At 67.5% G+C, this 13,772-nt stretch carries 12 protein-coding genes; 4 read left to right on the forward strand and 8 right to left on the reverse strand.

Going from position 1 to position 13,772, the window contains the following annotated elements:
* Positions 1–2: 2 nt before the first annotated feature.
* Positions 3–944 (reverse strand): ABC transporter permease, encoded by a 942-nt coding sequence (locus KBC94_RS02255; protein ID WP_234191973.1) that lies wholly within the window; start codon positions 942–944, stop codon positions 3–5.
* Positions 945–957: 13 nt separating this feature from the next.
* Complete coding sequence (locus KBC94_RS02260) at positions 958–2,577, reverse strand: ABC transporter substrate-binding protein (protein ID WP_294365855.1); 1,620 nt, start codon at positions 2,575–2,577, stop codon at positions 958–960.
* A gap of 202 nt (positions 2,578–2,779) precedes the next feature.
* Here KBC94_RS02260 and KBC94_RS02265 point away from each other — a divergent pair, with 202 nt between their 5' ends.
* From KBC94_RS02265 to KBC94_RS02280, 4 genes are all read left to right on the forward strand, one after another.
* On the forward strand, positions 2,780–4,198 hold the full coding sequence (locus tag KBC94_RS02265) for a PLP-dependent aminotransferase family protein (RefSeq protein WP_294365857.1): 1,419 nt from the start codon (positions 2,780–2,782) through the stop codon (positions 4,196–4,198).
* Between the two features lie 793 nt (positions 4,199–4,991).
* Positions 4,992–5,573, forward strand: a complete 582-nt coding sequence (locus KBC94_RS02270) for a hypothetical protein (protein ID WP_294365859.1) — start codon at positions 4,992–4,994, stop codon at positions 5,571–5,573.
* A gap of 676 nt (positions 5,574–6,249) precedes the next feature.
* Entirely contained in the window at positions 6,250–7,290 is a 1,041-nt protein-coding gene (locus KBC94_RS02275) for an ABC transporter substrate-binding protein (protein WP_294365861.1), read from the forward strand.
* 28 nt (positions 7,291–7,318) lie between these two features.
* A complete protein-coding gene (locus tag KBC94_RS02280; RefSeq protein WP_294365864.1) occupies positions 7,319–7,846 on the forward strand; it encodes an ureidoglycolate lyase in 528 nt (175 codons plus the stop codon).
* Here KBC94_RS02280 and KBC94_RS02285 read toward each other — a convergent pair.
* The 6 genes from KBC94_RS02285 to KBC94_RS02310 are packed head-to-tail and all read right to left on the reverse strand — an operon-like array spanning position 7,825 to position 13,760.
* Entirely contained in the window at positions 7,825–8,802 is a 978-nt protein-coding gene (locus KBC94_RS02285) for an NAD(P)-binding domain-containing protein (protein WP_294365865.1), read from the reverse strand. The genes KBC94_RS02280 and KBC94_RS02285 overlap by 22 nt on opposite strands.
* Positions 8,799–10,271 (reverse strand): NAD(P)-binding domain-containing protein, encoded by a 1,473-nt coding sequence (locus KBC94_RS02290; protein WP_294365867.1) that lies wholly within the window; start codon positions 10,269–10,271, stop codon positions 8,799–8,801. Before KBC94_RS02290 ends, KBC94_RS02285 begins: the two co-directional genes overlap by 4 nt.
* Before the next feature lie 34 nt (positions 10,272–10,305).
* The gene (locus KBC94_RS02295; RefSeq protein ID WP_294365870.1) at positions 10,306–11,088 is read right to left on the reverse strand and encodes an amino acid ABC transporter ATP-binding protein; all 783 of its coding nucleotides are present in this window, start codon (positions 11,086–11,088) and stop codon (positions 10,306–10,308) included.
* 9 nt (positions 11,089–11,097) lie between these two features.
* Complete coding sequence (locus KBC94_RS02300; protein WP_294365872.1) at positions 11,098–11,751, reverse strand: amino acid ABC transporter permease; 654 nt, start codon at positions 11,749–11,751, stop codon at positions 11,098–11,100.
* A gap of 12 nt (positions 11,752–11,763) precedes the next feature.
* Positions 11,764–13,005, reverse strand: a complete 1,242-nt coding sequence (locus KBC94_RS02305; RefSeq protein WP_294365874.1) for an amidase — start codon at positions 13,003–13,005, stop codon at positions 11,764–11,766.
* Complete coding sequence (locus KBC94_RS02310) at positions 13,002–13,760, reverse strand: ABC transporter substrate-binding protein (RefSeq protein ID WP_294365875.1); 759 nt, start codon at positions 13,758–13,760, stop codon at positions 13,002–13,004. The genes KBC94_RS02305 and KBC94_RS02310 overlap by 4 nt, the downstream gene beginning before the upstream one ends.
* Positions 13,761–13,772: the final 12 nt, after the last annotated feature.

Consider the following 13,772-nt stretch of genomic DNA (forward strand, 5'->3'; position numbering starts at 1 on the left):
CTTCAGTACCTGATGCGGGGATCGAGGAAGAGGTAGCTCACGTCGACGAGCAGGTTCACGCCCACGTAGATCAGCGCAAAGAACAGCACCACGCCCTGCAGCACCGGGAAGTCGCGGTTGAGCACCGCATCCACCGTCAGCTGGCCCAGGCCGGGAATGGCATAGACCGTCTCGGTGACCACCACGCCGCCCAGCAGCAGGGCCGCGCTCACGCCGATGACGGTCACCACCGGCACGGCGGCATTGCGCAGCGCATGGTGGCTGAGCACCGTTCGCTCGCCGATGCCCTTGGCACGGGCGGTGCGGATGTAGTCCTCGGTCAGTGCCTCGCTCACGGCGGCGCGGGTCACGCGGGCCAGCAGCGCCACGTAGGTGACGGCCAGCGTCAGGCAGGGCAGCACCAGCTGCCGGGCCCAGGGGCCCACACCCTCGCCGATGCGGCGGTAGCCCTGCACCGGGAACCACTGCAGCTTCATCGCCAGCAGGTAGATCAGCACATAGCCGATGACGAACACCGGCACCGAGAAGCCGGCCACCGAGAAGGCCATCACGGCCTTGTCCAGCCAGCCGCCCATGCGCCAAGCCGCCAGCGTGCCCAGCGGCAGCGCGATGGCCACCGCCAGCACCAGGGTGCCGATGGCCAGCGAGAGCGTGGGCTCGATGCGCTGGCCGATCAGGGCCACCACCGGCTTGTTCAGAAAGAACGAAAAGCCCAGGTCACCCTGCAGCACGTGGCCGGCCCAGGTGGCGAACTGCGTCCACAGCGGCTGGGTCAGGCCCAGCTGGGCGCGGATGCGGTCCAGGTCTTCGTTGGTGGCACTGTTGCCGCCGATGATGGCCGCCGGATCGCCCGGGGTAAGCCGCACGATCATGAAGACCGCGATGGCCACCACCAGGATCACCGGCAGCGTGGCGAGCAGGCGTTTGCCCAGAAAGCTCAGCATGGCCGCCCTGCCCTTACTGCTTGCGGATGTTCCAGTACACCTGGGCACCGGCGGGCACCAGGCCGCTCACGCCCTTGCGCACGGCGGCCGGCTGGTTGTACTGGCCCACGGGCACATGGGTGACGCTCTGGAAAGCCTGCAACTGCGCGGCCTCGGCCAGCTTCTTCTTCTCGGCGTCGGTGGTGGCGGCGATGAACTGCTTCTTGATGGCTTCGAGCTTGGGGTCGTCCTGCCAGCCGAACCAGCCCTTGTCGCCAGTGGCGTTCATCATGGCCATGGTCAGCGGGTTGAGGATGTCCGACGCCGTCCAGGAGGTCATGAAGATGCTCCAGCCGCCGGCCGAGGGCGCGTCCTTCTTGGCGCGGCGGGCCACCAGGGTCTGCCAGTCCATGTTCTGCATGTCGACCTTGAAGCCGGCCTGCTCCAGCTGCTGCTTGGCCACCAGCGGCAGCTTGCCGATGGTGCCGTTGTCGGAGGGGCGCATCAGCACCACGGGCTCGCCCTTGTAGCCGGCCTCGGCCAGCAGGGCCTTGGCCTTCTGCGGGTTGGCGATGCCGGTGTACTCGCCCGTCTTGTCCGACTCGTACAAGGTACCGCAGGGGAACATGCTCTTGCAGTAGCGCGTGAGGCCCGGCGTACCCACCTGCGTGCGCAGGAAGGCCTCCTGCCCCAGGGCCAGCATGGCGGCGCGGCGGATCTTCTCGTTGTCGAAGGGCGCGTGCAGGAAGTTGAAGCGCAGGATGAACTGGTTGCCCGCGGGCTGGGCATCGACCAGCTCGATGTTGGGGTTGCTGCGCAGCGTGGCGTACTGCTCGAAGGCCGGCTGCTCCAGGATGTCGGCCTCGCCGTTGAGCAGCGCATTGAGCTGCGTCTGCGCGTCGCGGATGAAGAGCCATTCCACGCGGTCCACGTACACGTTCTTGCCACCTGCCGTGCCCGAGGGCGCCTCAGCGCGCGGCTTGTACTTGGTGTTCTTCAGGAAGACGGCCTTCTCGCCCGGGCGGAACTCGTCGGCCTTGAAGATGTAGGGACCGGAGCCGATCGTCTCCTTGATCTGCACGTCGCCGGGCGTGTCGGCCACGCGCTTGGGCATGATGAAGGGCACGTTGGACGAGGGCTTGCCCAGCGCCTCGGTCACCAGGCCGAAGGGCTCCTTCAGCTGGATGACGAAGGTCTTGGCGTCCGGCGTCTCGTACTTGTCGATGGCCTTGGCCAGTTGGCCGCCGAAGGTGTCGCGGCTGGCCCAGCGCTTGAGCGAGGCGACCACGTCCTCGCTGGTGACCGGCTTGCCGTCATGGAACTCCAGGCCGTCGCGCAGCTGGAAGGTCCAGGTCTTGTTGTCCTTGGACACGCTCCACTTGCCCACCATCTGCGGCTGGATCTTGCCCTGGGCGTCGGTGCCGAACAGGGTGTCGTAGATCATGTAGCCGAAGTTGCGCGAGATGTAGGCCGTGGTCCAGATCGGGTCCAGCACCGTCATGTTGGTGGTGGGAATGATCTTGAGCGTGGTGCTCTGCGCGGCGGCGGGCAGCGCGGTGCCGGCCGTCACGACCAGCATGGCGGCGCAGGCCGCCCACTTCGACAGGGCACGGCGGCTCACGGGGCGGGCGGCGGAGGGGTTGGGGGTGTGCATGAAGGTTCCGAAGTAGGCGGTGGAAAGACAGGAAAAGATCCGGCTTGCCGGTGGGGATGGATTGGGACAAAAATCGCCGCAATTGAGTATGTACAGTTGATCAAGGCTGCACTAGAACAGTCCAACTGCGCGATCACAGACAGGTGCATCGCATGCACCCATTCAGTGCCCCACCACCCGCCCTCTCCCACGTCAACCTCCCATGATTTCGCTCGACCCCCACTCCGACGTGCCACTGGTGCGCCAGATCCGCGACGCGCTGGCCCTGGAGATCGACCGCGGCACGCTCGCCGTCGGTGCACGCCTGCCCTCGGTGCGGGAACTGGCGCGCGAGTCGGGCGTGAGCACCATGACGGCCACCAATGCCTACCAGCGCCTGGTGGCCGACGGCTACGTCGAGGCCCGCCCTGCCAGCGGCTACTACGTCGCGGCCCATGGCGACGCGACCGGCCAGGCCGCACGGCGCAAGCCTTTTGTCGGCCGCACTTCCGTCGATTCGCTGTGGCTGATCCGCCGCGTGTACGAGGACGACGCCTCGCTGCTCAACGCCGGCTGCGGCTGGATCCCACCCGAGTGGCTGCAGTCGGACGCCGTGCGCCGCGCCCTGTCGGGCCTGGCCCGCAAGCAGGGCCCTGCCCTCGCCCGCTACGGCTCACCCCACGGCTACCTGCCGCTGCGCCAGCAGATCGAGGCGCAGCTGGCCGCCCGTGCCATCCAGGCGCCGCCGCACCAGATCGTGCTGACCCACGGCGCCACCCAGGCCCTGGCCCTGGCGGGCCGCTGCCTGCTGCAGCCCGGCGATGCGGTGCTGGTGGACGACCCCGGGTCCACCAACCTCTTCGAGACGCTGCGCCAGTTGGGCGCGCGCCTGGTCGGTGTGCCGCGCCTGCAGGACGGCCCGGACCTCATGGCCCTGCAGGCCCTGGCCCAGCGCCATCGGCCCAAGGCCTTCTTCATCCAGACCCAGCTGCACAACCCCACCGGCTCTTCATGCGCACCGGCCAAGGCCTATCAGCTGCTGCGCCTGGCCGAGCAGCTGGGCTTTGCCATCGTCGAGAACGACGTCATGGCCGGCCTGGAGCCGCCCGGCGCCACCACCCTCGCCAGCCTGGACCAGCTGCGGCGGGTGATCTACGTGGGCGGCTTCTCCAAAGTGGTCTCACCCAGCCTGCGCGTGGGCTTCGTCACCGCGAACGAGGAGATGGTGGACAAGCTCATCCACGCCAAGATGGGCGACAGCCTGACCAGCTCGGAGATGAACGAGCGGCTGATTCACGCCGTGCTGGCCGAGGGCAAGCACCGCGCCCACGTGGCGCGGTTGGCGCAGCGCTTGGCCGAGGCGCAGGTGGCCGTGTGCGCGGGGCTCGCGAAGGCGGGGCTGGAGGTGTTCGGGCAGCCGGCGGGCGGGCCGTTTTTGTGGGCGCGGTTGCCGTCGGAGGGGGTCGATGCCGTAGCTGTCGCGCAGCGGGCGGTGGCGGCGGGGTTGTTGCTGGCGCCAGGGCATCTGTTTCGGCCGATTGCGGAGCGGACGGGGTGGATGCGGTTCAATGCGGCGTATGCGGATGATCCGCGCGTGTTTGAATTCGTGGCCCGGGAGGCTATTGATGCGGGCACGGCCTGAGTAGCGGCCCAAACCGGGCATGGAGCTTCAACCGGGTTGACTTGGCGCGGCTGATTAGGCATCAAAAAATCTACGAGGGTGATCGCCTTCGTGCGGGAGCGCGTTTTAGACGCACTCACGCCCCGCTCTCTCTTTCACCTCTATCGCATACGGGACACCAAGTGCCCCATGACTGACGATCACCACTGATCGCGTGGCCTTCCCTGCCTTTGACGCTATGCTCCCGAAGCCCCGGCAGTCGCCGGGACCGGCCCGCACCACTGGGAGGGAAATTGGCAGACGCAGTGATTGAGCTTGTGGTCTGGGTCATCTTTGTGGAGACCGGGCGATTCGTGGTCGCAATCATCAGCCTTGGGCGATGGAGAGGGACATTCCGGCGGAACAATGAAGAGCGCATCTATGGCGCCGCAGGGGCACTTTCTTTTCGTCGGGACGGAACCCGGATCATCACCACCACGGGTTTATGCTGGATCGGCTTTCTTTTTTATTGTTTCGTAGGAATTGCGATAGGGCTGCTTGTGACGGGATGACCTATGCTTAACATTAAATAATCTAAGGCGTCCGAAACCGACTACGAGCGGCCTGTCTGTGATGTCGCCTTTAGGGATGGCTCGCCGCTACGCTCTTCAGCCCACTCAATTTAAATCGTACATAGGAAGAGTCAATGGCGAAAATGAGCGTAGCCCACCGCGACATGCTGAATTCGCTATCGTGGTACATGTCCGCGAGACAGACTGCGCTGCGCGCGGCGCTCTCATTCCGTACTCAGCTATCCGTCACTGACCAGACGGACATGAGAGTTCACTACGCTAGCTACTTCTTGAATCTTCTGGCAGCGACCGAACTCTTCCGCGAAACGACCGCGCTGCAGCCAAACGACTTTGAAGCACAGTTGTACTCGCGCTTTGTGTTTGATGGGTTTCAGGACGGAGAGGCCAATTACTCTTACATCCGTGAACTACGCAACGCGGTTGTTCACCGCGGGCTAAACATTACTTCTGCCGCACACATCGATGGCGACTTCCCGATGATCATTGCAGAACCAAAAGTTCAAAACCAGCGAAGGACAAAGACATTCTTCGCCTTTGGCAAATATTTGCTGGATGTAATCCAAAAATGTGAGTCTGTGGTCAGCTCAGTGATGCTTGACTGTTTAAACGCTGGAGGAGTCTTTGAAGCAACCATAGACGAAGAGGCTGCTGTTGCCGAGTACCGCGATGCGGTTATAAATTCGCACGCAATGCCAGAACACATCAAGGCGATGGCGCTAACAATTGAATTCAGGCCTGAATGGGCGATTGCCGCTCACAGATCTGCGATGGAAAATTTACGCAAAGCGTTGGTACCCTGTGTTGCCGCTAAACCAGTCGCGTAACAGACCTTAGAGCGCATTTAAAGTGCGGTTTTTGTGGAAAAAAATTCTCGATATCAGAGGCCCACTTTAACAGGACGCCAGTTCTAGGGTGACCCGATTCATCCTCTGAACGGCGCAGGGCGCTTCAAGTCGATAACGTCGTTGCTACGCGAGGCGGTCAATCCGGCTGGCCACTGCCCTTACTGAATCTCACTTTTTGATCGCACTTCGGTCTGTCATGTGAACTGCTCTCTCAATATTCCGCGCGTGGCTTCTGACGCCCCCCACCGATTGCAGCTGTAAGGGCAACCGAAAAGGCAGCCGCGCCTTCGCCGATCGCCCCGTGGGTCAGAGCGATCCACATAATCCCTAGAGTCGAGCAGACCAAGCAGGCGACCACAGCGGCGAGTGCAATACGACTAAGGGTTTTCAAGTTCAGTCTGCAGGTACGGCGTTGGGTTGGCCACTGCTCGTGGCCGTCTGCCGACCTACAAAAGCCGCCGATCGAGAGATAAGCATGGAGGGGTAACGCCACTCATGAAAAATTTGGCGTGAAGGTTGCGCTCTATGTTTCGACGCAACCAGCCAATTACTGGCGCGTCAATCCAGCCCCATCAGCCCCACCTTTCGCTACCCCCAACGCCCACCCCAATGGCATAGGAGTTGCGAAAACCCCCGCACACTCCCGGAGCTGTCCATGACGCTGTTCTCCCGCCGCCGCTGGCTCGCCCAGACCTCGCTTGCCGCCGCCTCCATGGCCTTGCCCACGCTCGGGCGCGCGCAGTCGCCCGTGAAGATCAAGTTCCAGATGGACTGGCGGGTGGATGGGCAATCCGCCCCCTTCTATTACTCGCTGGCCAAGGGGTACTTCGAGAAGGAAGGCCTCGACGTCTCCTTCGACGTGGGCGCCGGCTCGGCCATGGCCGTCAACCGCCTGGCGAGCGGCAGCTACGACATGGGCTACGGCGACGTGAACGCGCTCATCGAGTTCTTCGGCTCCGGCGCGCCCGCCGTGGCACGTCCGCAGGCCGTCTACCAGACGCTCGACCAGACGCCGGCCGGCGTGATGGTGCTGACCAAGAGCGGCGTGACCGCGCCCGCCGGCCTGGCCGGCAAGACGCTGGGCGCGCCCGTGTTCGACGCCGGCCGCAAGCTGTGGCCGCTGTTCGCCAGGGTGCAGGGCCTGCCGGTCGATGCGGTCAAGTGGCAGAGCATGGACCCCGGCCTGCGCGAGGTGATGCTGGTGCGCGGCGACGTCGACGGCGTCACTGGCTTCCAGCCCTCCGGCCTCATCTCCGCGATCGCGGCCGGCGCCAAGGAAGAGGATCTGCGCGTCTTCCTCTACAAGGACTTCGGCGTGAACGTCTACGGCAACGCCATCCTCGCCACCTCCAAGTTCATCGCCGAACAGCCGCAGGCGGTGGCCGGCTTCCTGCGGGCCTACAACAAGGGCCTGAAAGAGGTCATCGCGAACCCCGAGGAAGGCGTGGCCATCGTTCGTCAGCGCGAGCCGCTGGTCAATGCCGCCGTCGAAGTGCGCCGGCTGAAGGGGCTGATCGATGTCTGCATCGTCTCGCCCAACACGCGGGCCCAGGGACTGGGCGACATCGACATGGCGCGGCTGGACAAGCAGATCGACGACGTGTCCGCCGCCTTCAACCTGAAGTCGAAGCCCACCGCCGCTACGCTCTTCAATCCGGCCTTCCTGCCGTCCAGGCGCGACCGGATGCTGGCCTGAGCGCCGCTCCGCCGCACCCTTCTTTCTCATGACCGAGACACTCCCCTCCTCCACCGACGCGCGGCTCGTCGACCTTCCCGTCGAGTCCATCCGCGCCGACACCTTCGCGCCCTATGGCACGTTGATCGAGAGCACATACGACGGCAAGCCCTTCGGTGACGACGAGGCCCAGTTGACGCTCGACCGGGGCACGCCGCGCTTCTACATCATGAAGCTCGAGCGGCGCGAGCCGGTCTTCCGCCAGATCACGCGGCACCTCGCGGTCACGCAGTGCCTGGCCTCCGCCGGCGGGCGACCATGGATGATCGCCGTGGCGCCGCCCGATGCACCGGACGACCCCACCGCCCCGCCCGACATCACGCGGCTGCGCGCCTTTCGCGTGGAAGGCCACCAGGCCATCATGCTGGCGCGCGGCACCTGGCATGCCGGCCCCTTCTTCGAGGACGAGACGGTCGATTTCTTCAACCTCGAACTGGCCGACACCAACCAGGTCGATCACCACAACTGCGCGCTCGACCGGCGCTTCGGCGTGCGCTACCGCTTCGTCACGCGCTGAGCGGCCAGCGCCTCCGCGAGCGTGCCCCAGTCGCGGCCGCCCTGGCCTGCGGCTTGCGCTGCGTCCAGGCGTGCGCGTGCCGCATCGGCGATGGGCATGGCAACCTGTGATGCACGCGCTGCCTCGTCGGCCAAGCGCAGGTCCTTCAGGCCGAGGGCGATGGTGAAACCCGGTGCATCGGCCGGTGAATCTTCCCCGGCCGCCACCCGCTCGACCGACTGCGCGACCGCCCGTCCCACGCCCTCGTACACCGGCCCGCGGAAGAGCTTGGCTGTGAAGACCTGGTGCGCCAACGCGGCAGGCACGCCGTGCGCGCGCACCAGCGACATCGCCTCGGTCAGGGCGGCCACGGCACTGGCAATCAAGCCATTGCCCGCGAGCTTGACTGCACAGGCGGCGGCCGGGCCCGGCACCTCGAAGACACGCGGCGCGAACGCCGCCAGCGCCTGGCGCACGGCCGCCAAGCGTTGGGCCGGCAGTGCGGGTGGCACGCCGACGACGGCCGTCAGATCGCCGGCCCATGCCTCATCGGGACGGCCGAACACCGGGCAGGCGACGAAATACTGGCCGGCGGCGTGGTGCCGCTCCGCCAGCGCCTCGGCGCACGCGCTGCCGATGGTGCCGAGGCACACATGGACGCTGCCAGCCGGCAGGTGCGGGACGATGCCGGTCGCCATCCGGCTGTCGCCCTCCTCCTCACCGGCATCGCCGAAGCAGACGGCGCCCAGTGCGTCGCCATCGGTCACGGCGCTGAACCACAGGGCCGGCCCCGCTGGCCCCAGCGCCCCGCACAGCGCCTGCGCCGTCGCGCAGGGCTCAGCCCCCTCGTCGCTGGCCAAGCCGGTGCGCGCCGGATCGATGTCCCAGGCCAGCGGTGCAAAGCCGTTGCGCGCCAGGCAGGCCGCCACCGCCAGGCCCATGCGGCCGAGCCCGACCACCGCCACCCGGCCGCTCACAGGGCCTCCGGCACTTCCACGCCCGACAGGCGCGGCGACACCAGCTCCGCCTCGCGGTAGCCGTGCAGCGTGGGCAGCAGCGCGTCCTGCTGCTCGCGCATCAGCGCCCGCGTGATGCCGCCCACCAGACGCGGCACCGCGTATTTGTGGCCGCTGGAGGACGTGGTGTGGGGCCCCATGCTCACCGTCGATGAGAAGTTGAAGGCGTGCACGCGGCGCACCCACGCATCGCGGGCCGGGTCGAGCGGCTGGTATTCGAAGCCGGCGCCCAGGTACGGGTACTCGCCCATGGCGTCGCTGCGCTCTGCCTCCGGCGGCATGTAGTGATGGCGCCAGCGCTGCACGCTGGCGCCGAGCGTGCGCAGTTCGTCGCGCGCGTCGTAGTCGACCACCGAGCCCGTGGCGCACAGCAGATGGTCGAAGACGAAGTCCGCGTGCGGCGTGCGCACATGGATCTCGTCGCCCACCTGCCGCACGCGCGTCCACGGCGAGCCGGCATGCATGCGGAAGTTGGCGAAGGAATGCGCCAGGTCGAAGCCGTTCTGGGTGGGCGGCTGGTCGTGCACTTCGAAGAAGCGGTTGACCTGCCAGCGGGTGGCATCGTCGAGCTCCGCAAAGTGCCGCAGAAGGCCCGCGAACTCGACGATGCGGTGCGGGTTGACCGTGGGCAGCCGCTCGCGCCGGAAGCACAGGTCGACCGAGGCCGCGCCATGGGCCAGCAGCACGCAGGCGTTGTCGAAGGCCGAGGCGCCATGGCCCAGCACGCCGACGCGCCGGCCGGCGAGCGCGGCAAAGTCCACCGGCCCGTTCGAATGGCTCACCTGGTGGGGCGCCACGGCCTCGGCGATGTGCGGCGGAATGCGCCAGGCACCCGCGCCGTCGTAGCCGGTCGCCAGCACCACATGGCGGGCCAGCAGCGCCGCTTGCGGGGCATCCGCCGCGGCCGTCGAACGGATGCGCACCCGCAGCAGATCGCCCTCGGGCTCGAGCCCGACGCAGGCCGTGTCGTTGCGCACCGGCACGCCGGTCATGCGCCGGAACCAGCGCAAAAAGGCCATCCACCGCGGCCGCTCGATGCGGTCGATGGCCGCCCAGGCGGCATCGCCGTAGCAGGCGCGGTAGAAGGCCGGCGCGGACAGGCTGGGCACGCCCGATTCGATGCCGATGGTGCGCTTGGGCGTGCGCAGGTGCGACATGCGGGCAAAGTCTTCCCACACGCCCTCCTGCCCGGCGGGCCGGGCGTCGATGACCTGCACATCGGCCACGCCCTCCCGCCGGAGTGCGAAGGCCGCAGCCAGGCCGGCCTGGCCGCCGCCGACGATCAGCACGTCGTGCACATGCGCGCCAGACGGATGCGCGACGGGCCGCACCCAGTCGCGCCCCGGGTAGGCCAGCAGGTCGAGTTCGGCCTGCACTTGGCGCTCCAGCTGGGCCAGGGTCTGGGCCTGTGGCCCGGCGTCGGTCGTCATGGTCGGCTCCTTGAGGTTGAAGTACTGCCGGGCCTCAGCCGTGCTGCGAGGCCTGCAGGAACTCGCGCGTGCGCGCGCTCTGCGGCGCGGTGAACATCGCCTCCGGCGTGCCGATCTCCACGATGCGCCCCTGCTCCATGAAGACGACGCGGTCGGCCACCTCGCGCGCAAAGCCGAGTTCGTGCGTCACCACGAGCATCGTCATGCCCTCCTCGGCCAGCGCGCGCATCACGCGCAGCACTTCGCCCTTGAGTTCCGGGTCGAGCGAGGACGTCACCTCGTCGAAGAGCATCAGCTTGGGCCGCATGGCCAGGGCCCGCGCGATGGCGATGCGCTGCTGCTGCCCGCCCGAGAGCGCGCGCGGATAGCTGTCGGCCTTGCTCGCCAGGCCGACCTTGTCCAGCAGCACCATCGCCTCGGCGCGCGCCACCGCGGGCGCAATGCCCTTGACGTGGATGGGTGCCTCGGTCACGTTCTGCAGCACCGTGAGATGCGGGAACAGGTTGAACTGCTGGAACACCATGCCGAGCTCGCGCCGCAGCAGGTTCAGCGCCTGTTCCGGCACGCGCTGGCGTATGGGGCCGCCCGCCGGTCCGTAACCGACCGGGCGGCCGTCGAACACCACCTCGCCCGCGTGGAAGGGTTCGAGAAAGTTCACGCAGGCGAGCAGGCTGCTCTTGCCCGAGCCTGAAGGGCCGATGACGACGACGACTTCGCCAGCCTGGACCGCGAGGTCGATGCCGTGCAGCACCTCGACGTCGCCATAGCGTTTGTGGAGATTGGTGATGCGCAGGATGGGCGCGTGGGGCAATGTCATGGCGTCAGGTCACGTCACGCGGTAGCGCTTTTCGAGCCAGGCGTTGATGGCGATGAGCGGCAGCGTCAGCAGCAGGTAGCCCAGCGCCACGCCGGCGAAGGGACTGAAGGTGTTGGCCTTCCAGCTCATGAAGTCCATGCCGGCGCGCAGCAGGTCGGAGATGGCGACGGTCGAGACCAGCGAGGTGTTCTTGATGAGGCTGATCAGTTCGTTGGTGACCGGCGGCAGCACGCGGCGCGCGGCCTGCGGCAGCACGATGCGGCGCATTGCCAGCGGGTAGGACATGCCGAGTGCGCGCGCCGCCCGCATCTGGCCGCCGTCGATCGACTCGATGCCGCCGCGGAGGATCTCGCTCATGTAGGCGCCATTGGTGATGCCCAGGGCCAGAACGCCCACCGTGGTCGCGTCGAGCAGCAGCCCGGCCGAAGGCAGGCCGTAGTACAGGAAGAGCAGCGTGACCAGCACCGGCGTGGCGCGCATCAGCGTGACGTAGGCCAGCGCCGGCAGCCGCAGCACCCGGCGCGGCGACACGCGCGCCAAGCCGCCGAGCATGCCGAGCACGAGCCCGACCAGCGCTGAGAGCGCGGCGATCTTCGCGGTGATCGCCATGCCCTTGAGCAGCGACGGGATCGCTGCCAGGAAGATGTCGAAGGAGAAATCCATCCGCCCGATCCGTCAGTGCGCGGCGCCGGCCAGGCCAAGCCGCTCCGACAGCACCCGAGCGCGGCGCAGCACGCCTTCGTCGTCGCCACGCGCACCGATCACCGACAGGCCGACCGGCGCGCCCTCGCTGCGCATCCACGGCATGCTGAGCTGCGGCAGCCCGGCCAGGCCCGCCGGCGCCAGCATGCGGAAGGAGCGTGCGCGGATGTCGTTGACCGCGTCGAAGGACGCATCGAGGCTCGGTGCCGGCGTCGGCACCGTAGGCCAGACGATCGCGGCGCCGCCGGCCAGCACGCGCGCCATCGTGGCGTTGGCGTCGATCCGCAGCCGCTGCATCTGGGCCACTTCCTCGAAGCTCACCCGCGCCGCGGCGTCGAAGCGCTGCGTCACGTCTTCGCCCATGTGCGGTCGGCGCGTGCGCACCCAGGGGCCCAACTGCAGCCAGATTTCGCTGGCCTGCAGCACACGGAAGGCGTTGGCCCAGTCGGCCAGGGGCAAGGTTCCTTCGGGCAGCACAGTGACAGGCGCCAGTTCGCGCAGCTGGGCGATGAGCGCCACGTAGGCCGCGCGCACCGGTGCGTCGAGCAGCGGCATCACGTCGGCGGCAATCACCAGGGAACCGAACTCCTGCGAGGTGCCGACACGCGTGCGCGCGAGTTGCTCGAACACGCGCGTCATCGCGTCGGCGCTGGTGGCGAACCAGCCGACGGTGTCGAAGCTGTGGGCCAGCGTGAAGCAGCCCTGGGCCGCGATGCGGCCGTGCGTGGGGCGCATGCCCCACACGCCGCAGTAGCTGGCAGGCAGCCGCGTGGAGCCGCCGCAGTCGGTGCCCAGCGCGATGTCCGCATGGCCGCCCGCCACGGCGACCACGGAGCCCGACGAGGAGCCGCCCGACAGCCGGTCCGGCGCCGCCGGGTTGGTCGGCTTGCCGTAGTGGGCGTTGTTGCCGGCCAGGCTGTAGGTGAGCTCGTCGGTGACGGTCTTGCCCACCCACTGCGCACCGGCCTCCAGCAGCACGCGCACCGCGGGAGCCGATGTCTTCGCCTCGACCTGTTCGGCGAACCAGGCCGGCTGCCCCGCGCCCACGCGCAGGCCCTCAACCTCGAACACGTCCTTGACCGCGAGCCGCAGCCCTGCGAGCGGGCCGGCCTGGCCATGGGCCTGCCGAAGCCGCAGCGCAAAGGCCTCGTCGCCGCCGTCGGACACGAAGGCGCCGTGGCGCCCGGCAAGGGTTTGGAGCGCAGCGCCGCTCATTGGAACCACTTCGCGTCGAGCTTGTCGAGGAAGCCCTCGCGCTTGAGGTCGGCCAGGATGGCGTTCACGGCCTCCAGCAGGCGCGTGTCGTCCATGCGGGTGTTGATGCCGACGTCGCGCTTGTCCCAGGTTTCGGAGACGGCCAGCTTGCTGGGGCGGCGCGCGGCGTTGTAGCGCACGGTGGGCAGCGTGTTGACCACGACGTCGGCCCGGCCGGCCTCCACATCCGCGAAGGCCAGCAGGAAATCGTTGTAGGTCTTGACCTCCTTGGCGATGCCGAGGTCGCGCACGAAGCGCTCGCCGGCGCTGCCGATCTGCACCGCCACCACCTTGCCCGCGATGTCGTTCGCCTTGACGATGTTGGCGGCCGGCTTGGCCCCGCCCGCGATGCCGGAGTTGTAGTACGGCGTGGAGAAGGTGATGCGCTGCGCGCGTTCGGCGGTCCAGGTCATGGCGGTGACGAGCAAGTCGACCCGCCTGGAGTTCAGCGCCGGAATGAGGCCGCTGAAGTCGATCTTCTCCCACTTGGGCTTCACGCCCAGGCGACGCGCCACCTCGTTGCCCAGGTCGATGTCGAAGCCGACCATGGTGCCGTTCTCGACATAGCCGAAGGGCGGATAGGCCCCGCCGTTCGCCATGACGAGCACGCCGTCCTTCTTGATCTTGTCCAGCGTGTCGGCCTGCACGGCCGTGGCCGCGCCGGCAATCAGCGCGGCGGCGAGGCAGGCGGAACGGAGAAGTTGTCTGCGATGCATGGATCGTCCTTC

The organism is Pseudacidovorax sp. (assembly GCF_017991995.1).
Taxonomy (GTDB): Bacteria; Pseudomonadota; Gammaproteobacteria; order Burkholderiales; family Burkholderiaceae_C; genus Xenophilus.